The sequence below is a fragment of the Companilactobacillus sp. RD055328 genome (genome assembly GCF_022835675.1).
Lineage (GTDB): Bacteria > Bacillota > Bacilli > Lactobacillales > Lactobacillaceae > BQUT01.
In genome coordinates this window covers 123,253-146,373 of sequence record NZ_BQUT01000001.1, presented here as the reverse complement: position 1 = coordinate 146,373, position 23,121 = coordinate 123,253, and the positions used below count along the sequence as shown (strand labels likewise).

At 31.5% G+C, this 23,121-nt stretch carries 29 protein-coding genes and 1 riboswitch; of the genes, 26 read left to right on the top strand and 3 right to left on the bottom strand.

Going from position 1 to position 23,121, the window contains the following annotated elements; genetic code table 11:
- Window positions 1–42: 42 nt before the first annotated feature.
- The 6 genes from RD055328_RS00755 (at window position 43) to RD055328_RS00730 (ending at window position 4,694) form a co-directional block, all read left to right on the top strand.
- On the top strand, window positions 43–1,200 hold the full coding sequence (locus RD055328_RS00755) for a helix-turn-helix domain-containing protein (RefSeq protein WP_244086923.1): 1,158 nt from the start codon (window positions 43–45) through the stop codon (window positions 1,198–1,200).
- Between the two features lie 4 nt (window positions 1,201–1,204).
- A complete protein-coding gene (locus tag RD055328_RS00750) occupies window positions 1,205–2,740 on the top strand; it encodes a hypothetical protein (protein ID WP_244086922.1) in 1,536 nt (511 codons plus the stop codon).
- A 555-nt stretch (window positions 2,741–3,295) separates the two neighbouring features.
- Window positions 3,296–3,517 carry a hypothetical protein gene (locus tag RD055328_RS00745; protein WP_244086921.1) on the top strand — a complete coding sequence of 74 codons (222 nt, stop codon included), beginning with the start codon at window positions 3,296–3,298 and terminating at the stop codon, window positions 3,515–3,517.
- Between the two features lie 9 nt (window positions 3,518–3,526).
- The gene (locus RD055328_RS00740; RefSeq protein ID WP_244086920.1) at window positions 3,527–3,847 is read left to right on the top strand and encodes a hypothetical protein; all 321 of its coding nucleotides are present in this window, start codon (window positions 3,527–3,529) and stop codon (window positions 3,845–3,847) included.
- Entirely contained in the window at window positions 3,844–4,077 is a 234-nt protein-coding gene (locus RD055328_RS00735) for a hypothetical protein (RefSeq protein ID WP_244086919.1), read from the top strand. Before RD055328_RS00740 ends, RD055328_RS00735 begins: the two co-directional genes overlap by 4 nt.
- Window positions 4,078–4,193: 116 nt before the next feature.
- Entirely contained in the window at window positions 4,194–4,694 is a 501-nt protein-coding gene (locus RD055328_RS00730) for a hypothetical protein (protein WP_244086918.1), read from the top strand.
- Window positions 4,695–4,704: 10 nt separating this feature from the next.
- Here RD055328_RS00730 and RD055328_RS00725 read toward each other — a convergent pair whose 3' ends face one another.
- Window positions 4,705–5,016: a helix-turn-helix transcriptional regulator gene (locus tag RD055328_RS00725; protein WP_244086917.1), complete on the bottom strand. Its 312-nt coding sequence runs from the start codon at window positions 5,014–5,016 to the stop codon at window positions 4,705–4,707.
- Window positions 5,017–5,172: 156 nt separating this feature from the next.
- On the opposite strand from RD055328_RS00725, the gene RD055328_RS00720 reads away from it, so the two are divergent.
- From RD055328_RS00720 to RD055328_RS00665, 12 genes are all read left to right on the top strand, one after another.
- Window positions 5,173–6,213 carry a LysM domain-containing protein gene (locus RD055328_RS00720; RefSeq protein WP_244086916.1) on the top strand — a complete coding sequence of 347 codons (1,041 nt, stop codon included), beginning with the start codon at window positions 5,173–5,175 and terminating at the stop codon, window positions 6,211–6,213.
- 163 nt (window positions 6,214–6,376) lie between these two features.
- Window positions 6,377–6,673: a hypothetical protein gene (locus tag RD055328_RS00715; RefSeq protein ID WP_244086915.1), complete on the top strand. Its 297-nt coding sequence runs from the start codon at window positions 6,377–6,379 to the stop codon at window positions 6,671–6,673.
- Between the two features lie 3 nt (window positions 6,674–6,676).
- The gene (locus RD055328_RS00710; RefSeq protein WP_244086914.1) at window positions 6,677–7,621 is read left to right on the top strand and encodes a hypothetical protein; all 945 of its coding nucleotides are present in this window, start codon (window positions 6,677–6,679) and stop codon (window positions 7,619–7,621) included.
- Between the two features lie 35 nt (window positions 7,622–7,656).
- Window positions 7,657–8,097: a hypothetical protein gene (locus RD055328_RS00705; protein ID WP_244086913.1), complete on the top strand. Its 441-nt coding sequence runs from the start codon at window positions 7,657–7,659 to the stop codon at window positions 8,095–8,097.
- A complete protein-coding gene (locus RD055328_RS00700) occupies window positions 8,097–9,239 on the top strand; it encodes a hypothetical protein (protein ID WP_244086912.1) in 1,143 nt (380 codons plus the stop codon). Before RD055328_RS00705 ends, RD055328_RS00700 begins: the two co-directional genes overlap by 1 nt.
- Window positions 9,240–9,258: 19 nt before the next feature.
- A complete protein-coding gene (locus RD055328_RS00695; protein ID WP_244086911.1) occupies window positions 9,259–9,747 on the top strand; it encodes a hypothetical protein in 489 nt (162 codons plus the stop codon).
- 73 nt (window positions 9,748–9,820) lie between these two features.
- The gene (locus RD055328_RS00690; RefSeq protein WP_244086910.1) at window positions 9,821–10,012 is read left to right on the top strand and encodes a hypothetical protein; all 192 of its coding nucleotides are present in this window, start codon (window positions 9,821–9,823) and stop codon (window positions 10,010–10,012) included.
- Window positions 10,009–10,605 (top strand): Fic family protein, encoded by a 597-nt coding sequence (locus tag RD055328_RS00685; RefSeq protein WP_244086909.1) that lies wholly within the window; start codon window positions 10,009–10,011, stop codon window positions 10,603–10,605. Before RD055328_RS00690 ends, RD055328_RS00685 begins: the two co-directional genes overlap by 4 nt.
- Window positions 10,606–10,624: 19 nt before the next feature.
- Window positions 10,625–11,014, top strand: coding sequence for a hypothetical protein (locus RD055328_RS00680; RefSeq protein ID WP_244086908.1), 390 nt, complete (start codon window positions 10,625–10,627; stop codon window positions 11,012–11,014).
- A gap of 30 nt (window positions 11,015–11,044) precedes the next feature.
- Window positions 11,045–11,458, top strand: coding sequence for a DUF1801 domain-containing protein (locus tag RD055328_RS00675; RefSeq protein ID WP_244086907.1), 414 nt, complete (start codon window positions 11,045–11,047; stop codon window positions 11,456–11,458).
- 110 nt (window positions 11,459–11,568) lie between these two features.
- Window positions 11,569–11,901 (top strand): toxin-antitoxin system HicB family antitoxin, encoded by a 333-nt coding sequence (locus tag RD055328_RS00670; RefSeq protein WP_244086906.1) that lies wholly within the window; start codon window positions 11,569–11,571, stop codon window positions 11,899–11,901.
- Window positions 11,901–12,719 (top strand): SPFH domain-containing protein, encoded by an 819-nt coding sequence (locus RD055328_RS00665; protein ID WP_244086905.1) that lies wholly within the window; start codon window positions 11,901–11,903, stop codon window positions 12,717–12,719. Before RD055328_RS00670 ends, RD055328_RS00665 begins: the two co-directional genes overlap by 1 nt.
- A gap of 34 nt (window positions 12,720–12,753) precedes the next feature.
- Here the strand turns inward: RD055328_RS00665 and RD055328_RS00660 are convergent, their stop codons facing one another.
- Entirely contained in the window at window positions 12,754–13,545 is a 792-nt protein-coding gene (locus tag RD055328_RS00660; protein ID WP_244086904.1) for a Cof-type HAD-IIB family hydrolase, read from the bottom strand.
- Between the two features lie 126 nt (window positions 13,546–13,671).
- On the opposite strand from RD055328_RS00660, the gene RD055328_RS00655 reads away from it, so the two are divergent.
- Together RD055328_RS00655 and RD055328_RS00650 are read left to right on the top strand one after the other, a co-directional pair.
- Complete coding sequence (locus tag RD055328_RS00655; protein WP_244086903.1) at window positions 13,672–14,442, top strand: nucleotidyltransferase domain-containing protein; 771 nt, start codon at window positions 13,672–13,674, stop codon at window positions 14,440–14,442.
- A 5-nt stretch (window positions 14,443–14,447) separates the two neighbouring features.
- On the top strand, window positions 14,448–15,071 hold the full coding sequence (locus RD055328_RS00650; RefSeq protein WP_244086902.1) for a pentapeptide repeat-containing protein: 624 nt from the start codon (window positions 14,448–14,450) through the stop codon (window positions 15,069–15,071).
- Window positions 15,072–15,105: 34 nt separating this feature from the next.
- Here RD055328_RS00650 and RD055328_RS00645 read toward each other — a convergent pair whose 3' ends face one another.
- Window positions 15,106–15,744: a hemolysin III family protein gene (locus RD055328_RS00645; RefSeq protein ID WP_244087146.1), complete on the bottom strand. Its 639-nt coding sequence runs from the start codon at window positions 15,742–15,744 to the stop codon at window positions 15,106–15,108.
- 321 nt (window positions 15,745–16,065) lie between these two features.
- Between RD055328_RS00645 and RD055328_RS00640 the strand changes: the two genes are divergently transcribed.
- The 6 genes from RD055328_RS00640 to thiD all read left to right on the top strand — a co-directional run bounded on the left by RD055328_RS00640 (window position 16,066) and on the right by thiD (window position 23,054).
- The gene (locus RD055328_RS00640) at window positions 16,066–16,737 is read left to right on the top strand and encodes a WxL domain-containing protein (protein ID WP_244086901.1); all 672 of its coding nucleotides are present in this window, start codon (window positions 16,066–16,068) and stop codon (window positions 16,735–16,737) included.
- A 31-nt stretch (window positions 16,738–16,768) separates the two neighbouring features.
- A complete protein-coding gene (locus tag RD055328_RS00635; RefSeq protein WP_244086900.1) occupies window positions 16,769–17,806 on the top strand; it encodes a DUF916 and DUF3324 domain-containing protein in 1,038 nt (345 codons plus the stop codon).
- A gap of 34 nt (window positions 17,807–17,840) precedes the next feature.
- A complete protein-coding gene (locus tag RD055328_RS00630; RefSeq protein ID WP_244086899.1) occupies window positions 17,841–20,450 on the top strand; it encodes a hypothetical protein in 2,610 nt (869 codons plus the stop codon).
- Between the two features lie 169 nt (window positions 20,451–20,619).
- A riboswitch (TPP riboswitch) is annotated at window positions 20,620–20,726 on the top strand.
- A 96-nt stretch (window positions 20,727–20,822) separates the two neighbouring features.
- Window positions 20,823–21,641, top strand: a complete 819-nt coding sequence (gene thiM, locus RD055328_RS00625) for a hydroxyethylthiazole kinase (RefSeq protein WP_244086898.1) — start codon at window positions 20,823–20,825, stop codon at window positions 21,639–21,641.
- Window positions 21,625–22,260: a thiamine phosphate synthase gene (thiE, locus tag RD055328_RS00620; protein WP_244086897.1), complete on the top strand. Its 636-nt coding sequence runs from the start codon at window positions 21,625–21,627 to the stop codon at window positions 22,258–22,260. The genes thiM and thiE overlap by 17 nt, the downstream gene beginning before the upstream one ends.
- A gap of 11 nt (window positions 22,261–22,271) precedes the next feature.
- On the top strand, window positions 22,272–23,054 hold the full coding sequence (gene thiD, locus RD055328_RS00615) for a bifunctional hydroxymethylpyrimidine kinase/phosphomethylpyrimidine kinase (RefSeq protein WP_244086896.1): 783 nt from the start codon (window positions 22,272–22,274) through the stop codon (window positions 23,052–23,054).
- The last annotated feature ends 67 nt before the right edge of the window (window positions 23,055–23,121 follow it).

Sequence of the window (23,121 nt, the reverse complement as noted above, 5' to 3'; positions counted from 1 at the left end):
AACGAATAGATTTTATAATATTATATGAAAGGATAATACATTGTGAACATTCACCAATTGATAAATCTTATAAATATACCAGAAGATGAACAACACGATTTTAAGCAAAAATGGTATTTAAAAAATAAAAAAGATGAAATGATTAAAGATATTTTTAGTTTCGTAAATACGTTGCATAGTGACAATTGTTATTTAATATTTGGAGTGGAGGATTTAACCGGAAAAGTATTAGGTGTTGAAAATGACGAAAATAGGATGACTCAACAAAATATAATTGATTTCATAAATAATCTTTCGATTGCTTCTATGGTGAAACCAATAATAAGTTTAGATACATTCATGATAAACAGTCATGAAGTTGATGTTGTGACCATTTATAACACTTACGATGTTCCTATATATTTAAGCAAAAAGTATAAGAACGCCCAACCTAATAGTATTTTTGCCAGAAACGGTGATACCAATACAAGCTTAAATTCAAGCGCAGATTATTATCATGTGAAGAAGTTATGGGAAAAACATTTTAGAATGCATGAATCTATTCAAGAACGATTTAAATATATACTTAAAGATACTAGTAATTGGTCTGAGGTACCCTACGAAAGTAATTATGGGTTTGTTTATAATTTAATTCCCGATTTTTTTGTTGAAATTGTTGATGATGAAGATTCAAAAAGAAGGAATAGTTTGCATGTTCTTAGTATTGATCAAGAAGATGTGAGAGTGGATTGGGTACTAGGTTATCTGAAATATAGAGGAATTATATTATATAAAATGCAGATGATATATTTAGATGGGGCAAGATTTTTATCTACTGTTCCTAACGTAAAGAGTATTAATGATAAAAATGATAAGAAGTCATTTTATTATTACTGTTTTGTAGATGATTATGAATATTTGGTACAACAATTACTCAAATATATGAACAAGACTCCTAGTGGGGAAGATCGATATGGAAGTTTTGTAAATTCAAACGTCATAGTATATAAAGATGAAAGTGAAGAAAGTAATATAGAAAAAATTTATGGTGAAATAGAAAATATGGATTTAATTGATGATACGGAAAAAGAGAGTATTAATTTCAGGGCGAATAGAGACTTATATGATACCGATAAGGATAAAATTTTAAGATTAATAAATAAAACGGTGTCTGAAAAAAATACTGTTTTGAATATTAGAAAAATAATGAAAGACAATTGATTTTATGAATATAAAAAATGAGATCAGTAAGGCCCAAACAATTGAAAAATTAATGATTAAATCTAAAAAATATTATTCAGAAATACCACAAAGAAAGAGGGCTAAAATTTTTAATGATTTAATAGTTGAAAAGAAAGTAGAATATATTTCAATATCCATGAAATTAATGATTAATGTTTCTTTTATCATCATTAGTTATCCGTTTAAAGAAAATATAATATTTAAGAAAAAAACAATAGACTATCCTAAAGAAGTTGAAATATTTAAACAATTAGTTTTAAAAATTGATTCCTTATACAATAAACAGCAATTTGAGAATGAAAGTGGATTTAATTTTACATATATTAATAATCAATTTAATTATCCTAGCTATTCCCCAGGGGATTATTTGGAGATGCTTAGACTATTTGATGAAGTATCAATAAAACTTTATGGATTTTCTTTATATTACTTATCTGGTAAGTTATTGAATTTAACATCTGAAATTGTTAGAGATAGAAACACGGGAGCGGTATTGGGTGCATCCAAAAATATATTCAGAGAAAAAGATTTAAAGGAAATGTTATCAAAAGAATTACTTTCGAAAGAGGAATATGAACTGGTTATATCGCGGCTGTTCATTAATGATAATGAAATTAGTGATGTGGTATATCCTACGGATATACCTAAAAGAGTAAGTGGGAAATTAGGTGTAAAGATGGGAAAGAATTTCTATATACCACAATCATATTTTGTATTTGACAGTTTGTTAAACGAAATTCTCGCTTCTAATGAAATTAATAAAATTAAAGGAGAAATATTGGAGAAAAATGCCGAAGAAATATTAAAGAATTTTTTTGGCAAAAAGAACGTTGTTAGAACGTACTATGAAAAAAATGGTACGGAACATGACATATTAGTGCAATATAAAAAATATGTTTTTATTATTGAATGTAAAGCACAAAAGTTTAAAGAAGTTTTTAGAGATAAAAGTTTATCGGATATAAGGCTTCAAGGAGAATTTGACAATGTAATAAAAAAGGCATGTGAACAATGCGATCGTATTGACAAGCAAATTATTAGTAATGATTTAATTTCGTTTTATGATTCTGATAAAAAAAATAAAAAAGAGACAGTCAAAATTTTTGGGAAAAATAAAAAAGTTTTTAAAATCGGTTTAACCCTTAATGATTACTTGAATCTAGCAGAATCTCCTAGTGAATTTTTGAAAGAGCAACACTCAGATACTTGGATAGTTAATATGTCTGCATTGAAAAGAATTTTATGGGGATGTAGTGGTGATATTGATGAATTCATAAAGTATATGAACTATAGATTATCTCATTATAATGTAATATCATCTATTTCCTCTGATGAATTAGAACATTTTGGATATTTTAAAAGTAACAATAGACTAGATTTACCGCCAGATATGGATATTGGAATAAATATTAGTCTAGGACCATCCTATGCTCGCTTTTTTGATGATTATGATGATTATTCGAGTTCACTAGAAATTAAAAATCAAAAAAAATACTATAATGATAATGAATTTTATTGATAATATGAACGTAAAAAACGGCTAGAAAGTTATTTCTGCCGCTTTTGTTTCGTTTTATTACTTTATTTTAATGTACGAATTTATTTAATAATTGAAATTATTTGATACTATATGAAACTATGAGATTGTAAAAATCTTATTTTCAATCCTGAATGAAATATATTGAAACAGAACGACTGCAAATACTGTCAAACCAGGTCTTAAGAAAGCTCGTAAAGCTTCTCAATTCTCAAAACGTTAATTCATCGTTGCAATTTTCAATTGCTTACGAGGAATTACAAGGTGAGTGTAACGGAACGTTGTTTCCTTTGCATTTATATATCAATATTTCGAAGCACTTCACAGTCAGCACTGTGAGGTGTTTTTTTATTTCTCGAACTAAATTGACACGACTTGACAACTAGTTTATAATTAATTTATTCAAAAAAATATTATTTATAAAATAAGAAATTAATTCACGGTATTTACAAGTTGAAAACCTTATATTACAGTAGGTCTTAGCCAATATGGCTAAGGCCTTTTTTGATATCAAAACAAAAAATGAAGGGGAACATTATGGTAAAAGATAGACTGATTGAAAATATAAAATTACTACAAGATTTGAAATTCGAAATTTATTCTCGTAGTTCAAATTTGGATTTTCATTCTTTTGATATATATAAAATCATAATAAATAATGATGAAGTTATTGATCTTAGTGATTGGATTAGTAATTACAAAGAAAAAAACTCATTACCGGAAATCGCGGAAATGATTGTTCAAGAATACGGATTATAGGCTTCAGCTATGATTTTGAAAGAAAATGACATATTAACGCCTACTGATGAATTAATAGTGTTATATGAAAATGATGAGTTTAGAGAACTGAAGTTTGACAGAGATTATATTGTTGATGCAATAACAACGCAAACAGTTCGATTATGTTCTTACGAATATGATACAGTCTTTAGCGATGAGTATAGTGAGATGCTTGAAGTAAATTTGGACTTACTCATTCTAGCTATTCATCGTAAACAGTTCTCTGTTATCAGTGGCTACAATGTAACAACAGATGAGTATTTCTGTAAGATGGCTGATTACTCTCAACCATGGGAAGGAATATTATGATTAAAATTTCAACAAATGATATTTTGATTCCTAAAAAATTATTGGTATTCATAGATATTAATAACGGAACTAGGACATGGTGTGAGTTACATGCTGAAAAGAAGTACATTATAAGAAGCATCGCTGAAGAGTTCTTAGAAATCCAGTTATATGGGCACTTGGGTAAGAAAGATAGCTTAAATATTCCTACTTGGTTATTTAATAATGATAATTTCTATATTATTCGATAGATAATTCTGTAATTTATGTGGCATTGTAAGTATTTATATAATAATAATATGGCATAAAAAGTATCTTTATAGCATAATTAACCTTGTACTGCTTATTATTTTTTAGAGGAGGAAATATGAACGAGTATTTAGAGAAGTATGGAACAAATAAGAATTATAAGTTATTAAGCGTCATCATTGGAATTATTACGACATTTGCCTTGATGTCTGAGCTTTCATTCGAGAACAACGTTGGTGATGGTGGATACATAACTATATCGAATTTTTCTTCAACTATGGATTCAATTAGACATCAAGGGTCAGTGTTAAAAATGTACATGATAGTATTACTTATTTTGACAACGATAGCATTGGTTATTGCTATTAACAAAATAATGAAAAAACAAAATACTATTAGCTACATTATTGGTGTTATTATTTTTGGAATATCAGAGTATTCTATTTTGACTGGTGGATTCAAAGTTGTAGATGCATATACTAATGGATCAAATCTTAGTAGTGATGCACTTGAAAGTGGAGCCACATTTCTAGCTAGTATGTGGTTTGTAGTTATCATTTATGCAATCTATGAGTTGATAACACTATTGATAAGAAAAAAGAGCAAAAAAAATAGTTGATAAATATCAACTATAAATTAATTACCTTTAATAATGTGCTAGCTACTTCTTCACGTTTGTCATTAGGAAGCTTAGCTAGATAATGCATTAGTTCTAATGTTTGTACACCAGTTAAATCTGGATCAACAAATAGGTCTGACATCTTCAAACCTAAAGCGTTGACGATATCATTTAGTTTTTTAAGTTTGAGATTGTCAACTTCGCCACGCTCTATTCTGGAGATAAAACTGTATGAGCTGCCTGATTTTTCAGCAAGCTCTTCAATTGTAAAACCGAGCGCTTTACGACGGTCTCTAATCATGCGACTAATAGTATCAAGCATTTAGTTACCTCTATCGTTTAGTTCTTATAGCTACGATAGAATATTTTTTTTGTCTCTTAAAGAGCAGAGAAGATATAAAAGTAAAATAAATATAGCAATAAATATATAATTAAATTATAATTAAAGCGTTAACAACATAAAATTTGGAGGAAGATTATGCTAACAAGAAAACAAATCAGAAAGATGAAACACAATAAGATGGCTAAAAAAGCTATCACAACAAGTGCCTTAGCTTTAGGGGTTGGTCTAGGACTAACAGCTATGGACTCAAATAATGTTGATGCTGCAACATGGACAGCTAACTCAGTTGAATCAATTCAAACAGCGTTGAAATCTAATGGTACAACACCTTATACAATCAAATGGGGTGACACGCTTTCAACAATTGCTGAAGCAGCAAACAAGAATGGTATCGAAACTTCAGTTCAACGTTTAACAGAAATTAACAAGATTGCTAATGCAGACTTGATCTATGCGGGCAACCAATTATGGTTTAACGCCGCAAACGGAACAGTAACAGGTAAAGATGCTAATGGTAATGATAAAACATATAACTTAAATCCAAACAAACCTGTAACAGGTGGAAACAATGGATCAACACAAACACCATCAACACCAGGAAATGGTAGTTCAAATGGTTCTGGATCAAACAATGGTAATGGTTCAACAACTAATCCATCAAATCCAGGCAATGGTGGTTCAAACAATGGCGGTGGATCAAACAATGGCGGTGGATCAAATAACGGTGGTGGAACAACAGACCCATCAAACCCAGGTAACGGTGGAAACAATGGTGGTGGAGAAGTAACACCTCCAACAGACGATATTTACACACCAAATGCTGAAAAAATTAAACAATTGGTTATGAGTAAAATTGATATGTCAGCTCATAACAAATACTGGGGTGTTCCAACAGGTCAAGCTCCATCAGGTGCTGACTGGGATACACTAGATGATGGACCTCAAACTGGATTCGGTAATAGTAGTAATTTCCAATCAGATGATGCAGTGGCTAGCTATATCGTTAAGAATTATTTATCGCAACCAAACCAAATTGATGAACCAAAATTTGTATCAGCTGTTATTTCAAATATTTCAGTAACTGGTTCTGTTGATAGAAATAATCCTTCAACAGGTATGATTAATTACAGCATTACTTATACTTATTACGGTGATCCGTTCTACGGAATTGGCTAATAGCAAGAAAATGATAATTCATTAATTATCAGTAATGCCAACATAATTAAGGTGTGAACTGGGTTCGAATCCCAGTGGCATTATTGTTGAGATTTTTCTTAACTAAATATTACTTAACACTTACTCGGTGAGTGTTTTTTTATGGGAAGAGGAGATTTAAATTATGTTTATTTTATTTTTGATTTTTGTTGCAGTAATTATTTGGGCTTATTTCAAATATATTAAAAAAACTAAATATCGAGTTGTTTTAACAGATCCTGTTACAGGATACATAAAATATCTATCTAAAGTTGATGGTATCAATAGTAGTTTTGAATATAGTACTAATTCTGATAATGCAATTATTTTTGATGATGTTAATCGAGCTATTCAATTTATTAAAGGTGTTGACGATAAAGCTAAACCAACAATCGAATCTAAAAAAGTTTTAAATTGGCACGTGTATAGTGGTGAGGAATAGCTAGTGGTTAATAAACTTGATAAATACTATGTACATGTATTGTTGCTTAGCTATTTAATAATTAACGTAGTTAGTGATGCAATTTTATTGAATTTGAATCCGGAACTTTCGGTCCTTTATATTATAGGAATCATTGGTGCGACTATATCATTACTATCGTATTTAACTAAGGGAAAAATTAGTTTAGTAATGATTATCATAGGACTGTCAATTCTTCTATTTAGACTTTTATACATATTCCCTGGAGATTGGATGTATTGGGCAATTATTTCTACATGTATATTCTCATGTTTCTTTTTAACGCGAATTAATAATTTGAGTGAATTGAAAGAAATCTTGAATGTTAGACCCCATCCGGTTGCTTATATCGCTGTGATATTAGTATTCTCTTTTATTATTTATTTTAAATATCAGCAATTTACTGAAATGATGATGAAGTCATCATCTTTACTTTCAGATGCACCGAGAGTTAAGAACCTCTTGAGTCAACATGGTGGATATTTCATTGATCAATTGCTATTCAAAAGAGGATATATTTTTTTTGTTTTATTATTAGGATTTTATACGTTTAGATATGCGATTGCATTGACTGACTTAATTCTCAACGTAATTGGAATTAGGACTAGATCAAATTATAAAGATTTAGATAAAGTAATTAGTGCATTTCAAAAATACATGGATACGGATATCTGGAGTGTCAGTAGAATAACTAGTTTTAGTCGTGGAATTACTGGTATAGATGCGCACACTAGATATTACAGTGAAAAGCAAAAAGATGAACAGTTACTTGGAAGAGCAGCGCTACATACTTATATTTATATTTTTAAATTATGGATAATATTGGTATATAATGCTTACGTTTTTTTATTTGCTAACTTTATTGTGCCGTTGTTTTTCTTATATACATTGATTAGAAAATTATATTTAAAGAAGTTTCAAAAAGTCTAACAAAGAGAGATATCGTTGAAAAGAGGAGCTTAGAAATGGATTTTGTTAAAAAACATAACAAGATAGTAACAGTTATAGCAATTATTGTAGTTCTTATTGGTGGTTATACTTTCTATCAAAGTAGAAATGTAAAACATGTAATAAAAAACGGTGTTTATAAATATAACATTGAGATGAATGGAGACTCACAAAAAGTCCCAGGTGGAATGATTTTTGGTGATAAAGATAAATTTGTTTCATTTGATAGTGATTATACATTTAAAAACGAGCTAAAAAGTAATGATAATTTAAAGAGTGATCTTTTGAGAACAACAGCAACGTACTCAGCAACTAAGGATTCTATAACTATTAAAGCTGATGATGAAACGATGAGTTTTTACGATTTGAAAATAGATGGTAAAACAATTTCGGGAAGTTTTAAATATGGACAACAAACATTAAAAGTGAAGATGTTTAGAATTGAGGATGTTAAATAATGCAAAAATATTTGGATAAACTTAAAGAAGTGAATAGAAAATGGATTATTTCTGCTATTGCAGTCTTAGTAATTATCTTTGGCTTCTTATTCTGGAACTCACATAGAAAATATGATGTGTCAGATCAAATAAATGTGTCTTTCAGTGGATATAATGGAAGAGGTACGGCTCATTTTGATGGAACGGCTTCTCATAAAAAGATATTCGAATTAGTTGGTAAAAGAGAAGGTTTGAAGCAAGAAGATATTGACCGTATTATAGCTAACGATATGGAATATGATGACATGATTGATATCTACGCTAAGGCAGCAAAAACAGAAGACTTAACTAATATGGTTTCGGTGGACTTATCTAAAGATGATAATTTATCAAATGGTGACAAGATTAAGTTGAAAGTTGTAGTTCCTTCAAAAGAAATACCAATTAAAGAAGTCACAAAAACATTAACTGTTAAAGGACTTAAAAAAGTAAAAACAGTAGATGTTAAAGATATTAAATCGAACTTAAAAATCAAGTTTGAAGGTGTCAGTGGATTAGGAAAAATTAGAGTTAATAGTAATAAATACAAAGACATGGTTCTAAATGTTAAAAAGAACGGTAAGTTAAAAAATAATGACAAAGTAAAAATTGTAATTAGTAAGCAAGACATTGAAGACATGGAATCAAATGGTAAAAAATTCGAAGGTAGTAGAAGTTTTGAAACAACAGTAAGTGGCCTTCAAGATGTAAATGAAATATCTAATATTGAAGATGTTATTAATTTGAACACTGCATTAGCTAACGATGAAAATGAAAGTGGCGATGCAACAACTTATAAAGTTGAGTTAGTCCATAGTTATATAGAAAATAACGCAGATGACGATTACTCGAAGACTAGTTCACAAGTATCTGTTAATGATAATTCTGACATGAGTAATACATATAATGTTTTTGGGATGTATAAGGTTACGACAATTTCAACTTATAATAATAAAGCTGAAGTTCAGTATGTTCAGTATGGTTATGAAGGATTAGAAATTGAAGATCATATTCTTAACATTGATGATAAGAATACAGATGATAGCATTCAAGATAAGGTTACTGGCAAAACATTAGAAATAGTTCAGCATAATTTGGGTAGTAGAGCTGTAATGATTAAATAAAAAAGTGGAGCTAGCAAATATGAAATATAAAAAATATTTAACTCTAAGTATAACTAGTTTGATGCTACTTTTCTTAGTATCGGGATGTAGTAATAATGATGATTCTAAAAAATCATCTGAAAAGAATAAGACAGAAAAAGTAGACAAGAAGAAAAATAAGACAAAAAAAGAAACTACAAAGAAACAAGAGAAGAAAGACACGACAACTGAGGAAGAAAAACCAGCAATAACCACAAATGAACCAGTTCAAACTGAACAGGTTCAAGAACAACAAGCACCAGCTAAGACTAATGCACAACTTGAAGCTGAAAATGGCAATATGCCAATAGATTCAGATCCTATTAAAAATGCGGATCAAGCAGTTGCATACTTGATTACTCAAAAAGGGGATCATAATTGGTTTGTTACTCACGGTTCTGCAGGAATGTCATCACCAATTTATTGGACAATAGATGGTGATAATGGCGAAAGATGGATAGTTTATGCGGATGGAAGGATTGAAATATAAAACAAAAAACGCCAAGTAAGGCGTTTTTTTATTTAAATTGTTATAATTAAAGAATACAAAAAGGGGATGTTTGATGATGGATGATAAGAATTTTCGAGTGCCATTTGATGATGAAATGTTATTAATTGATGGAATTGGATTTAAAAATGAAGCTAATTATTTTGCAGCAAAAAATGCATTGTTAAGTTCGATGTACGAAGGATTTGATCCCAGTCACGAATACATTATTGAACTACAACGTCATGTTGAAAGTGTGGATAAATGATGAGCAAATTTATTGATCCATATAAACAAGAAAATGGAACGTTAAAGAATAAGTTAGAAATTACAGACTGTGAAGTGCTAGGTCAACGTGAACATGAAATAGTTACGTTGAATGTATTGGATTATTTAATTGGGGCTAAGAAATTAACGGTCCGTGATTTGTATCAAGTATCATCATATAAGAAGATTCATGAATTACTGTTCAATGAAATATATGATTGGGCGGGGATGTTTAGAACTGTAGAAATTGCTAAAGGTGAGTCGCAGTTCTTGTCTTGTACACGTTTTGATTATGCAGAAAATGATTTAAACAAAAAACTAATTGCATTAAAAAATGCTACTATTAAATCGGTAGATGATTTAGCTAAACATCTCGGCCCAATTGTAAGTGATATTAATTATATGCATCCGTTTAGAGAAGGTAATGGGCGAAGTCATCGATTGTTTATTTCATTAATCTGCAAAGACAAAGGATATGAATGGAATTTATCGAATAAAAAGCAAAAATATAATTCATACTTCCAAGCTAATGTGCATGATGATTACGAAGAAATGATAGAAGCAATGAAAGAAACTTTGGTGAAAAACCAATAACAAATGAGGGGTAAATTAAATGTTAGATTATACTGAATATTTAAAGAAGAAAGATGCAATGTCATTTGAGGAAGCGTTGGATATTTATAATTCTATTTTTGAAGCACTAGAGAACCAAGATGAATATTTGCATGAGCTTTGGGAAGAAGTTATAAATTCGATCCTAGCATATTCTAAAATGAGAACGAACTGGAATTATTTTTCTAGAGAAGAGAAGATGGAAAAAGATCCACAAAGAACCGGACTTCATAATCAATTTATTACTAACTTAAAAGCATTTCACAGACTAACAGAACAGTTGGGAATAAATGGCGACTGGATGACAAAACTTGGTCCGTCAGAAGATAGAAAACGCTGGGGAGATTTTGCAGGTTATATATTATGCTTTGAGAATATTAAAGCTAGATAAAATATACTTTTTGTAATTTAGGGGGTAATTATGTATACAAAAGCAAAATCAATCGAAGACTTGATTAGTAAATCGCCATATCAAGAAGTAATGGAAAAAGTAGATGAAATGGTTTCTTCTAATACTAATTTAGAGCGTCACTATTTTGATAATGGCAAAACTTTCAGTGCGATTTCGTATGGAAGAATTGGTGATTTGGGGCGTAAAAATTATGCTTACGCTGATGCGGGAGTAATTAATATTAATACCCAAAAGAACTTCGTTGGTCTATATATTTGGGTAAATGGTGGCGATGGTAAAATTATTGAAAAGTATGCAGATCAGTTACCTAAGTCCGCTATGGGTAAGGGATGTATTAATATTAAAAATATTGAGTTCCTAAATAAGTATGAAGATATAATTAAACAAGTAATTTTGGACGTTGATAAAATAACAATTCACTAATAAAAAGACATCATAAGTTGATGTCTTTTTATATTTCTTGTACTTTCTCATTCTTATTGATATGATATCACTGTGATATCATGAACGAATATGAACGGAGGTTGGTTGAATTGAAAAAATTTCTTTTGCGACTTGATGAAGAGTTATTTGATAAGGCCAATAATTTGGCTCAGGATAAGAATGTTTCTTTAAACAAGTATATTAATGATATTCTGATTAAAGAAGTTGGAATTAAACAAGATACAAATTTTGAGCGACGCAATATTGTTGGAACGCTTGTTAAGGGATCAAGCATTGTTGAGAGCAAAGAACTAATTGAAGTTGCCGGTATTTACTATAAATATCAACTAGTTGAATCAGCCAAAATCAACAAAGATTCGTTTTATGAGATTGTAAAAGCAATTGGTAACGTAATTTATATTAAACAAGAGGAGAATGACTAATGCCATTTGGAATAACTATTGTTCGTCAAAATAATCGTGGTTTAATTGAAACACTGGGAAAGTATAGTAAGAGTGTTGAATCAGGAATGCATTTCTACATTCCTTTAGTACAAAGAGTGCGCAAGGTTAGCCTTGCAATGTCACCTTTATCTTTGCCTAATTATTCAATTATCACAAAAGATAACGCTGATGTTTCGGCTAGTGTAACACTTAACTACCACGTAACTGATGCTCAAAAATATACATATGAAAATACTGATTCAGTTGAATCTATGGCACAACTAGTGCGTGGTCACTTACGTGATATTATTGGTCGTATGGAGTTGAATGAAGCTCTAGGAGCTACTGCTAAGATTAACCAAGAACTTGCAATTGCTATTGGGGATTTAACTAATACATACGGAATCAACGTTGACCGTATCAATATTGATGAGCTAACTCCATCTGTTTCAATTCAAGCAGCTATGGATAAGCAATTAACTGCCGACCGTGAACGTGTTGCTGTTATTGCACAAGCCGAAGGTGAAGCTAAGTCAATCGAGTTAACAACTAAGGCTAAGAATGACGCTGTTATGTCAACAGCTAAAGCTGAAGCCGAAGCCACAAAAACACGTGCTGATGCTGAAAAATATCGTATCGATATGATTCAATCAGGGCTTGTTGAAGCTACTGATGAGTATTTCAAGAATCAATCAATTAATGCTTTTTCTGATTTAGCAAAATCAGACGCTAATATGGTTGTGATGTCAGAAGATAAGATTAGCCAATTGGGAAATATTCCGGCTATTGGTGAACTATTAAAAAGTAAGAAGAAATAACTAAAAAAGCAATGTGATTTATCACATTGCTTTTTTAATCCAATAAATTATCTATATATTTAAGGACACCTTGTTCTTCATTCGTTTGTAAGGTGTGTTGAGTAACAACTTTACTTACGTGCGGATAAGCATTTTTCATTGCTACACCTAAGCCGACTTCTCTTAACATTTCTAAATCATTGCCGCCGTCACCAAAAGCGCACATTTCACTCATTTTGATATTTAATATCTCGCCCAGATTTTGCAAAGCGAAAGCTTTATTAGTTCCAGGTTGAATAATGTCAATTGATCCGTGTCCACTACTTGTTGGTTCTGCTATACCAGAAAGAGATATTTTTAGTTGTTCCATTAATTCATCTGTCTTCTCAGGTGGGCAGGTGAGAGCAAACTTAAGTATTTCATCTTTGATACCAGAATAATTATCAACAACAACTAGTCGATGATAATAATGTTTGAGATTTTCAATGTAATCAAATTCTGTAGCTTCTGTAGTATAAGCACTATCACGGCCACAAACTAATATCCTCAAGTTGGGAATTAACGAGAGTTTAAATAATATAGTATCAACGACTTCATTTGAAAATGATTGAATATTATATATTTGTTCAGTGTCTCTTATAAGTGCACCATTCTCTGCTATATAAATGATATCAGGATAATTTTTGAAGAAGCGCTTTAGTAAATAATATTGATTTCCACTAGCAACAACAAACTGAATATGATTGTTAATCATTTTTTGATAGACTTTGGCGAATAATTTTTCATCATAAGAATGGTCACTACGTAAGAAAGTTCCATCCATATCAGTTGCAATTAACTTTAACATGTAATAAATCCCTCGCTTTAACTTGGAATCGTTTTCAATGACAACTATAGCACAAATAATTATTTGTGATTATTGATAAAAATATGATGTAAGATATTTTTAATAAATTTTGTGTATACTTAAACTATGGATAATATAAATGAATTAGTTAATGAGAAAGTTAAAGAAATCGAAGCAAATGAGAATGTAAAAGTCTTACTTGCAGTTGAATCAGGAAGTCGCGCTTGGGGATTTGATTCTCCTGATAGTGACTACGATGTTAGATTTATTTATAAGCGAAATGAAACTGACTATTTGAGATTGGAAGGTATTAGGGATGTTATTGAGTGGCAACTTGATGACACTCTTGATATCAGTGGTTGGGATATTCAAAAATCCTTACGATTATTGTATCGTTCTAATCCAACTTTGTTTGAATGGTTTAATTCTGATGTTGTTTACTATCAAACTGAAGAGATAAATATCTTGCGTGATATTCTCCCTCAATTTTTTTCTAAGAAAAAAAGTTTGTATCATTATTTGAATATGGCTCGTACAAATAATAAGCAGTCTATTCAGAATGGTGATCATATGATTAGCATCAAGAAATATTTTTATGTCTTGCGGGCTATTTTGGCGTGCCAATGGATCATAGAAAAAAATACTAATCCACCTATGAAGTTTACTGATTTAGTTAATAATCAATTAACAGGTCCTATTAAAGAGATTATAACTGACTTACTGGATAAGAAAATGAATGTTCCAGAGTTAAAAATGATCAAAAAAAATCCTGAGCTTGATAAATTCATTACCGATAATTTGATTAGTATCGAAGATATTATTAAAGGAATTCCTGAGAATAACAATGATTGGCAATTATTAAATGATACTTTTGTTCGACTTATTAGAGAGGCGTAATTCCTATGGAATCACTAGATAACAGAGAACTAATAAAAACTAACTTTATTGATATTGTAGATTACGATGATTATCTGCTAGAAAATACATTAATTGAGAATGAAACTGTTACTGACATGGATTTGCGACACCCAATTATTGAGTTTAGTCAGTTAACAAATGTAGTACTTGCAAATAACAGTTTTGAGAAATTTGAAATTAATAATATTCAAGCGAAAAATTGTGATTTTTCCAATGCTAATTTAACTGAAGCTAGCTTATATAATAGTAAATTCGTTAATTGCAAATTCATGGGAACGATTTTTGATAGAGCTTATTTTAAGAATGTTGAATTCATTGGCTGCACATTTATGTATGCTAATTTCAATGAATCAAAGATGGAATGCACATTTAGTGAATCACGATTAGATGATGCGGTTTTTACTTCAATGAAAATTAAAAACACTCATTTTAATGAATGTGAAATGAATAATGTGGATTTTAATGATACTAGCTTAAAAGATATTGATCTTAGTTCGAATAGTTTTGATAATCTTGATCTATCTTTTCAAGAACTAAAAGGCGTCATCATGAACGAGGTTCAAGCAAATATCATGAGCCAGAAATTTTTACGAATAAAAATCAAATAAAAAGGATTGAACTCTTAAAAAGTTCAATCCTTTTTTAGATGTTTAAATAAATAGAAGCATACATTAGAGTTGTACCAGCGAGAACAAAGAAGTGCCATATTAAATGCATTCCTCTAACGTTTGGAAAGCTATAGATAATAGCGCCTATTGTGAAAACAACACCACCACTTACAAGTAACCAAAAACCTGAGAGTGAAAGACTATGATACAAATCAGGTCCGGCAATCATAACTAACCAGCCCATTAAAATATAAATAGTTGTTTCAGTCTTTTGCCTTTTTCCGTGAGTTAGAAGGTGTAATAATATCCCACCAATTGCTAATACCCAAACTCCAATAAGCATAGCGTATCCTTTGGTATCACCAAGCATAATTACACAGTAGGGGGTATAAGTTCCAGCAATCAACAAGAAAATATTACTATGGTCAAATATTTGAAAAATTCTTCTGGCACGTGTGAATGCAAGACAATGGAATAAAGTAGATGCTAAGTATAAAGATAGAAGAGTAAAACCATAAATAGCTAAGCTACTTAATTCATAACTATTTAGTGAGTGGTTAACTCCTCTAATTAATAACAGAATAATTAATACTACACTAGCAATGAATCCAATTCCGTGTGTAATTGCATTAAATACTTCATAAATGATCTTTTGTTTTCGAGTTAACATGATAATTCTCCTTAACTAGAATAGATGATAACATAATCTAGAATTGATTACTACTTGTTGTATATATTATCAAAATTTAATTAAAAAAGTTCCTACATGTGATAATAATGGTAATAACCAGTTTGCTAATTAATTCTAGATAAATGTTGGTTTAACAGCGTTTAAAAGAGGTTGGAAGCATTATTTATAATGATAATAAAAAAATTATTTTACTATGAAAAAATTTGATTTAGTTTGCGAAATATTATAATATATATTTTGAAAATAAAGGTTATCCCCATCAATTTTCAACAAAGTATATTTATAGAAGACGGAGTATATAGCATGAAAAAAACAAATTTATTATTAGCAACTGCCTTGTTGTCAGGATCAATTCTTTCAACATCATCAGTTGTCAACGCAGCATCAGCTGCAGATCCAAGTAAAGATGGAATTGAAGTTAAAGATGAAACATCTGCTTCAGCAACAACAACCGCTGAATTCAGTGTAGAAGCTGGCAAATTAAGTTTCGACTCAGCACCTGACTTCAACTTTGGTCAAAAATCTATTTTGGATATTCTAAAAGGTGAATGGCAACAAAAAAATAACTTAATTACTGATGAACATAATGATTCTCATACAACTGTTAATGAAGATGGTGACAAATTAGACGCTATCTCAATAGGGATTTTACAAATTAGTGATTACCGTGGAGCTGGAAGTTCTTGGCAACTAGCTGCTTCAATTACTGATTTTACAAATAAAGATGGTAAAGGTTCAGTTAAGGGAGTAATCAGCGTTCCCGGTTTGAATCATGGTGCAGCAATCAGCAACACATCATCAGTAGTTTGGGATTCAAGCAATGCTAAAACTAACGGTCAAGGCGTTGCTAATGCAGATTTATCAAGTGGAGCTACACTTTCACTAAGTGACTCTCAAGATATTCAAGCTGGTAAGTATAATGCAACAATTAACTGGTCACTACAAAATACAACTAAAGTGGCAGTTCAAGGGTAATAATTAACTTTAAAAATAAGTAGGAGAAATTATGAACAAGAAAATTATCAGTATCATCTTGGCAACTTTCTCTGTTGTACTTATTATGCTTACTGTAAAACCTGAAAAAGCACTAGCATCTGAACCTGGTTTCACAGTCAGCGCACAAATTCCTGATAATCAATATGATGATAGTGTTTCGTATTTTGATTTATTGATGAAGCCTGGTCAATCACAGAAGTTAAATATTACTATTGAGAACTTATTAGACGCTGAGAAAACATTTAAGGTATCGCCAAACTCGGCTTACACAGCTAGTGGTGTTACTGAAGCTTACGATAAGTACAATATCGACAAGTATTCAACGGCCAAATATAAGTTCTCAGATATTTTTTCTGGACCACAAACGGTAACTCTTAAACCATATGAAACCAAGACAGTAAGTTTAGATGTTAATATGCCAACTGAAAAAATTGAAGGTATTTTAGAGGGTGCCATCAATGTAGTTGATATTAATAAGGGTGAATCTAAACTTACTAATCAAGAAGATTTTGGAATTAGAAATCAGTTTTCAATGGCTATTGGGGTAATTCTACGAGAAAGTAGTACAGAACATGCCGTTCCTAAATTAAAGATTCGACAAGTTCGTGCTAGTCAGCGTAACTTCACACGAAATCCAGCGATTCTTGTTTCATTAGAAAATAATCAACCTGCTGCGATTGGAAAAATGACTATTAAGGCTAAGGTTTCAAGAACGGCTAATTCTAAGGCACTATTTACTACTGAAGCTAACAATCGTAGTGTAGCGCCAAACTCAAAATTTGATTTTGCAGTTCCTATGGGAAATCAATGGATAAATCCAGGGAAGTACCATCTACATTTAACGGCAACTAATGGTATTGATGAGTGGGTCTTTGATCGTGAATTCGATGTAAGCTTCACTCAAGCTATAGAACTGAACCGTGAGAACCGTAGCTTCTGGTGGGTTTGGATTGTTGTAATAGCGGTTGTTATCTTTATTGTTATTTTAGCTTTTGTATATTACTTAGGATATCGTAGGAGAGCTTCAAAAATTAACATAGAAGAGTAAATTAATTATTAGTAAGGCTCTATAGGGGGGACTTATGAAAGGGAAACTTAAAAAAACATTTTTAATAGCTTTGTTTTTTGTTAGTTTTTTTGTCATACCTCAAAACGCCAATGCTAATGGAAATGATGCACGAATTGATGGACAATACCCAATTGGTGTATCTTCAGATTATATGATGACGGCTGGGAATCGTATTCGCCATATTGGCGGGAGTACGATATCTGGCCGTTTTATGGCTAATTCAATGGCTTTTGACTCACTTGGATTTAACGATTGGGGTATTTGGAATAATACTCTAAATACTTATAATGGTGAAGACTCTCATTCTGCTGATGATTTTTATGAGCAACTATGGAATCCAGGAGTTGTAATCAATGATTTTACAAAAGAAAAAAGTATAAGCGATCCAACTTTTAAAGATCCAACAACGCAATTAACTGCTAATATTATTGCGATGTGGCCATATGTGAAGAATACACCTTTTTATAAGAACTATCCTGAATCACAAAAGCGTGTGCGTTTCATTACTGATACATCTAAAGAAGAAGTTAAAAATAGCTTATCTAAGGCTAACCAAAAACTAGTAGATGTTGCATGGAATAATAATTTTGATACTAAGACTGACTCAGGTGAAATAATTACAGGATTGAGTGATTTAACCCAATTCAAAGATAATAATGTTACAAAATATTTATCTCAAAATACCAATGTTGCAGGTCGAAGTGTCGAAACTGACATTCAAGATGTATCACAATACTATAATAATTTGGCTTCAGGTGATGATACTGCTTCAAGTTTCACCTCAAGTGATTCACGAATAGTTGATGATAATACCGAAAATCCTCAATATATAGCTGAAAGTGATACTTCTGTGGCGGCGGTAGTAATAAACGTCAAGCGAGATCCTAATATTGCAGAAGGACAAGGTAAACCTGTAGTAGCAGTTTCGATTGATAAGCAAAAAATGATTGAAGCCGTTAAAAAAGCAGGGAATTCTAGAGGGAATTTAACAGGTATGCACATACTGTTTAACTTTTCAAAAGAGTTCTACAATGATAATGGCACACTTAATGCCAAAAAAGTTCCTTATATTGTCCTAAACTATAAGGGATTTACACAAGGAAATACTCCTGGTCAATTCACATGGGGTGATACTGATGGTTTTGGTGTTGGTGAAATCAAAGATGATAAATTAATCAATGAAAAATATATGAATGAAGCTCTTGGTGTTGTCAAAGATGATTGGAATAATTCTCAAGTTCTTTGGATGGGCTCACAAATTCTTAATAATTTCACTGATATTTACGATCTTGATAATTACCCTGAAAGTTCAGCAAGCTCAAGTAGAGATATGGCTGGCTTAGGGAATAATGCAGCCGTTTATTTCAAATCTAAAACGCATTTGATGTACGGCTCTTTCATAATACCGCATGGTTCTTTTTATGCAGGGAATGCCAGTGGTGCATCTTTTGTTGGTGGGATTACTGCTGCTAATAACATCACGATCGATGGATATGGCGCACCGATTTCTCCAGATCAAAATGACGGTGCCTTTGGTGTGTTTGGACGAAAAGAAAATGGTGGAGTTTCTGATTTTCCTACATTAAATAAGCCAGGTAATCAATTACCAGAAACTACTATTTCAAGTATTGATCTAATTAATGGTGGTACCCAAAAGGTATCATCAAGTGGTGGAAGCGCAAGTTTTGATTATAGTAACGGTAGTTTGAAGCCATTGCCTGAGTCCGGAATAAAGGCCAGCATTCATGTCAGAAATGCTCCTCAAAAATTTGGTTTGTATTATAAATTAAAAAATGCTGATACTTGGATTAGATTGGGTAGTGGAGAACGAGAACCTGAAACTACCGAGGATACTCAAATAGATATTAGTGATTTGGAATCGTTACTAGTAAGTAATTCTAATTTTGACAAAGGTAAAGTCAAAAATGTCTTAGAACAGACTGATTCAAACCACATGGGATATGCTTTAGGTCGGACTAATGAAATTGAATTTGCTGTAACTAATGACTACGATAGAAAAAGTATTGATAATAAATCAATTACTGCAGTATCTAAGTTTAGTATTAACTTGATAGTTAATGGGACACTTGAAGTTACAGTTCCTAAAAACTTAGATATGGGTAAAGAATATCTTGGACATCGTAATAAGTTTGTACGTAAAATAGAAGTAAATGAAGTTTCAACACCTTATAAAAAGTATGTTGCTGCACAAATAGACGGCAACACTCCCATCTTGAATGTATATAATCCTATGAAGTATAAATTCAAGCTAAATCTAAAACATGTAAAACAAGATAAAACTAATCCGCTTAAGATGACTGATAACTTCGGTTATCAACTGACAGATAAAGAACCTAAAGGTGATTATCTATCAATTGTAGATGGCAGTTCAGGGTATATTAATGTTCTTAATAGAAAGACGGATTCTAACTCTTCAATCGATCCTATTGACCCCGTTGATCCTGAAAATCCTAATACTATAAATAAGATTATAGGTTATAGGGTTAAGTCGATTGATGAACTATTACAAAATAAGACAATGTATTTCAACATGCCATATAGCAATAGTTATAATATCGGTGAATATAAGGCTGATTTGACTTGGAATTTAGATTTGAATTAAACACATCAATTTGATGTGTTTTTTTATTTATATAACATTCGACATTTCGTTATAACGATTCACACAACGCTATATCATCTTCAGCAAGTTATCATACATAATCAATTAAATTAGAAAAGAATAGTTCTTGACCTAAAGATATTTTGAGCCTACACTCATATTATACAAATATATTAAGCAGGGGAGCTTGTTAGCAGGCTGAGAGGAAGTAATCAACTTCGACCCTATAACCTGAATTAGTTAATACTAACGTAGGAAGACTTAACTCGAGATTCTTGAAGTCTACCTAATTTTAGGTAGGCTTTTTTAATACCTGATAACTGCTTATTGGTTTGTAGATGGATGTAGGATAATTTTGAAAGGATATTACTTATGTTAGACAAATACTTATTAAGCGTGCGAGAACAAACTCCACTGATTCATAACATCACTAATTATGTGACAATCAATGATTGTGCCAATATTTTATTAGCCAGTGGAGCTTCACCAATCATGGCAGATGATCAGAAAGAAGTAGAAGAAATTACGAGCATTTGTAATGGATTAAATATCAATATTGGAACATTAAATGAAAATACAAGTGCAGCAATGATAGCGGCGGGAAAGAAAGCTAATGAGTTAAATATCCCGGTTGAACTCGATCCAGTAGGTGTGGGAGCTTCTGATTTCCGAAAGAAATTCATTAAGGAACTTATGTCGGAAGTTAAGTTTTCGGTAATCAAAGGTAACACATCAGAAATTACGATTATGGCGGCCGGTGTAGGTCAAACAAGAGGAGTTGATGCTGTAACTGATGAAGAAGACAATATTGAACAATTAATGGAATATTCACAACAATTCAGCCAAAAAACTGGAGCAATTATAGTAATGTCTGGGGCAACAGATATTGTTTCAAATGCCAATTCCTCAGCTATTATCAAGAATGGTGTGGCAACAATGTCTAAGATAACAGGAACTGGCTGCATGTTAAGTGCCTTATTAACTGGATTTATCGCAGCTAACAAAGATGAACAGTTTGAGGCAGTAACTTCAGCCGTATGTATGATGGGACTTGCTGGACAAAAGGCTGAAGAAATTAGAAATAATAATAATGCAGGTACAGCTTCGTTCAGAAATTATTTAATCGATGAAATAAGTAAGATGACACCTGATGAATTAGAAAAAGGTGCAAAATATGAGATTAAAAAATAATGATTTAACACTTTATGCAGTAACTGATAGAACTTGGTTGAATAATCGAAGTTTAGCTCAATGTGTAGAACAAGCAATACAAGGAGGAGTTACTCTAGTTCAACTGCGAGAGAAACAACTCGAATATACTGCCTTTGTAGAATTAGCTAACGAAATTAAACAAGTATGTCATCAATATAACGTTCCATTAATTATCAATGATAATTTAGAAGTTGCTAAAGCTTGCGATGCTGATGGAATTCATATTGGCCAAAGTGACGAGACATTAATAGAAGTTCGTAAGAATTGGAGTGCGGATAAAATCTATGGAGTATCGACACAAACTGTAAAACAAGCTCAAAAAGCCCAAGAACTTGGTGCCACTTATTTAGGCGTTGGGGCAGTATTTCCCACTAGTACTAAAAACGATGCTGATGATGTTTCTTTAACTGAGTTAGCAAATATTGTACAAGCAGTACAAATTCCGGTTTGTGCTATTGGTGGAATCAATCAAACTAATATTAGTAAGTTGTATGACACGGGAATAGATGGGGTAGCGCTAATCTCTGAAATATTTAATCAAGATGATATTAAGGCTAATGCACAACAATTAACTAAGTTAGTTGAACCATTCAAGTAAGGAGAAGTAAGATGGAAAAAGTATTAACGATTGCTGGATCAGATTCATCAGGAGGGGCTGGAATTCAAGCAGATTTGAAGACAATGGCGGCACACAAAAAATATGGAATGAGTGTTATTACAGCTATCACTGCCCAAAATACACAACAAGTATTCGATGTAATGGATGTAACACCTGAGGTTGTATCTTGGCAGTTAGATGCGGTATTTACAGATATTTATCCAGATGCAGTAAAAATAGGTATGGTTTCTAATGAGGAAATCGTACATGTAATAGCAAAAAAATTAAAAGAATATGACGTAAAGAACATTGTCGTTGATCCTGTAATGGTGGCTACTAGTGGTAGTAACTTATCAAATGGGAAGGCCATAGAAGCATTGAAATCAGAACTTTTTCCACTAGCTTCTGTAATTACCCCTAATACTTTTGAGGCCGAAGTATTAAGTGGATCAAAAATTGAATCTGCAGATCAAATGGAAGCAGTAGCAAAAGAAATTAGTGATAACTATAACTGTTCAGTATTAGTTAAGGGTGGACATTTAGGTAATGATGCTAATGATTATCTATATATTGTCAACGAAGAGGGTTACTGGTTAAAAGGAGAACGTATTGATAATAATAATACGCACGGTACGGGATGTACGTTATCTTCAGCAATAGCCTGTAACTTATCAGATCGAATACCACTACTTAAATCTGTGGAATTTGCTAAGAAATACTTAACCGGCGCCTTAAAAGTTAAACTGAATCTGGGTAAAGGATCCGGTCCAGTAGACCATTTGTATAATTTATGAAAACGTTAACTTTTCTATTGTGATTTACTGAGCAAAGCGTTATTGTGTGTATGTAAAATAAAATCAA

Coding starts and splice junctions, on each gene's coding strand:
- RD055328_RS00685 (WP_244086909.1), top strand. CDS start 10,009: ATGATGAGCAAATTTATTGATCCATATAAACAAGAAAATGGAACGTTA.
- RD055328_RS00630 (WP_244086899.1), top strand. CDS start 17,841: ATGAAAGGGAAACTTAAAAAAACATTTTTAATAGCTTTGTTTTTTGTT.
- RD055328_RS00695 (WP_244086911.1), top strand. CDS start 9,259: ATGAAATATAAAAAATATTTAACTCTAAGTATAACTAGTTTGATGCTA.
- RD055328_RS00690 (WP_244086910.1), top strand. CDS start 9,821: ATGATGGATGATAAGAATTTTCGAGTGCCATTTGATGATGAAATGTTA.
- RD055328_RS00750 (WP_244086922.1), top strand. CDS start 1,205: ATGAATATAAAAAATGAGATCAGTAAGGCCCAAACAATTGAAAAATTA.
- RD055328_RS00640 (WP_244086901.1), top strand. CDS start 16,066: ATGAAAAAAACAAATTTATTATTAGCAACTGCCTTGTTGTCAGGATCA.
- RD055328_RS00705 (WP_244086913.1), top strand. CDS start 7,657: ATGGATTTTGTTAAAAAACATAACAAGATAGTAACAGTTATAGCAATT.
- RD055328_RS00735 (WP_244086919.1), top strand. CDS start 3,844: ATGATTAAAATTTCAACAAATGATATTTTGATTCCTAAAAAATTATTG.
- RD055328_RS00665 (WP_244086905.1), top strand. CDS start 11,901: ATGCCATTTGGAATAACTATTGTTCGTCAAAATAATCGTGGTTTAATT.
- thiM (WP_244086898.1), top strand. CDS start 20,823: ATGTTAGACAAATACTTATTAAGCGTGCGAGAACAAACTCCACTGATT.
- RD055328_RS00740 (WP_244086920.1), top strand. CDS start 3,527: ATGATTTTGAAAGAAAATGACATATTAACGCCTACTGATGAATTAATA.
- RD055328_RS00700 (WP_244086912.1), top strand. CDS start 8,097: ATGCAAAAATATTTGGATAAACTTAAAGAAGTGAATAGAAAATGGATT.
- thiE (WP_244086897.1), top strand. CDS start 21,625: ATGAGATTAAAAAATAATGATTTAACACTTTATGCAGTAACTGATAGA.
- RD055328_RS00715 (WP_244086915.1), top strand. CDS start 6,377: ATGTTTATTTTATTTTTGATTTTTGTTGCAGTAATTATTTGGGCTTAT.
- RD055328_RS00720 (WP_244086916.1), top strand. CDS start 5,173: ATGCTAACAAGAAAACAAATCAGAAAGATGAAACACAATAAGATGGCT.
- RD055328_RS00725 (WP_244086917.1), bottom strand. CDS start 5,016: ATGCTTGATACTATTAGTCGCATGATTAGAGACCGTCGTAAAGCGCTC.
- RD055328_RS00655 (WP_244086903.1), top strand. CDS start 13,672: ATGGATAATATAAATGAATTAGTTAATGAGAAAGTTAAAGAAATCGAA.
- RD055328_RS00635 (WP_244086900.1), top strand. CDS start 16,769: ATGAACAAGAAAATTATCAGTATCATCTTGGCAACTTTCTCTGTTGTA.
- RD055328_RS00745 (WP_244086921.1), top strand. CDS start 3,296: ATGGTAAAAGATAGACTGATTGAAAATATAAAATTACTACAAGATTTG.
- thiD (WP_244086896.1), top strand. CDS start 22,272: ATGGAAAAAGTATTAACGATTGCTGGATCAGATTCATCAGGAGGGGCT.
- RD055328_RS00730 (WP_244086918.1), top strand. CDS start 4,194: ATGAACGAGTATTTAGAGAAGTATGGAACAAATAAGAATTATAAGTTA.
- RD055328_RS00680 (WP_244086908.1), top strand. CDS start 10,625: ATGTTAGATTATACTGAATATTTAAAGAAGAAAGATGCAATGTCATTT.
- RD055328_RS00650 (WP_244086902.1), top strand. CDS start 14,448: ATGGAATCACTAGATAACAGAGAACTAATAAAAACTAACTTTATTGAT.
- RD055328_RS00660 (WP_244086904.1), bottom strand. CDS start 13,545: ATGTTAAAGTTAATTGCAACTGATATGGATGGAACTTTCTTACGTAGT.
- RD055328_RS00675 (WP_244086907.1), top strand. CDS start 11,045: ATGTATACAAAAGCAAAATCAATCGAAGACTTGATTAGTAAATCGCCA.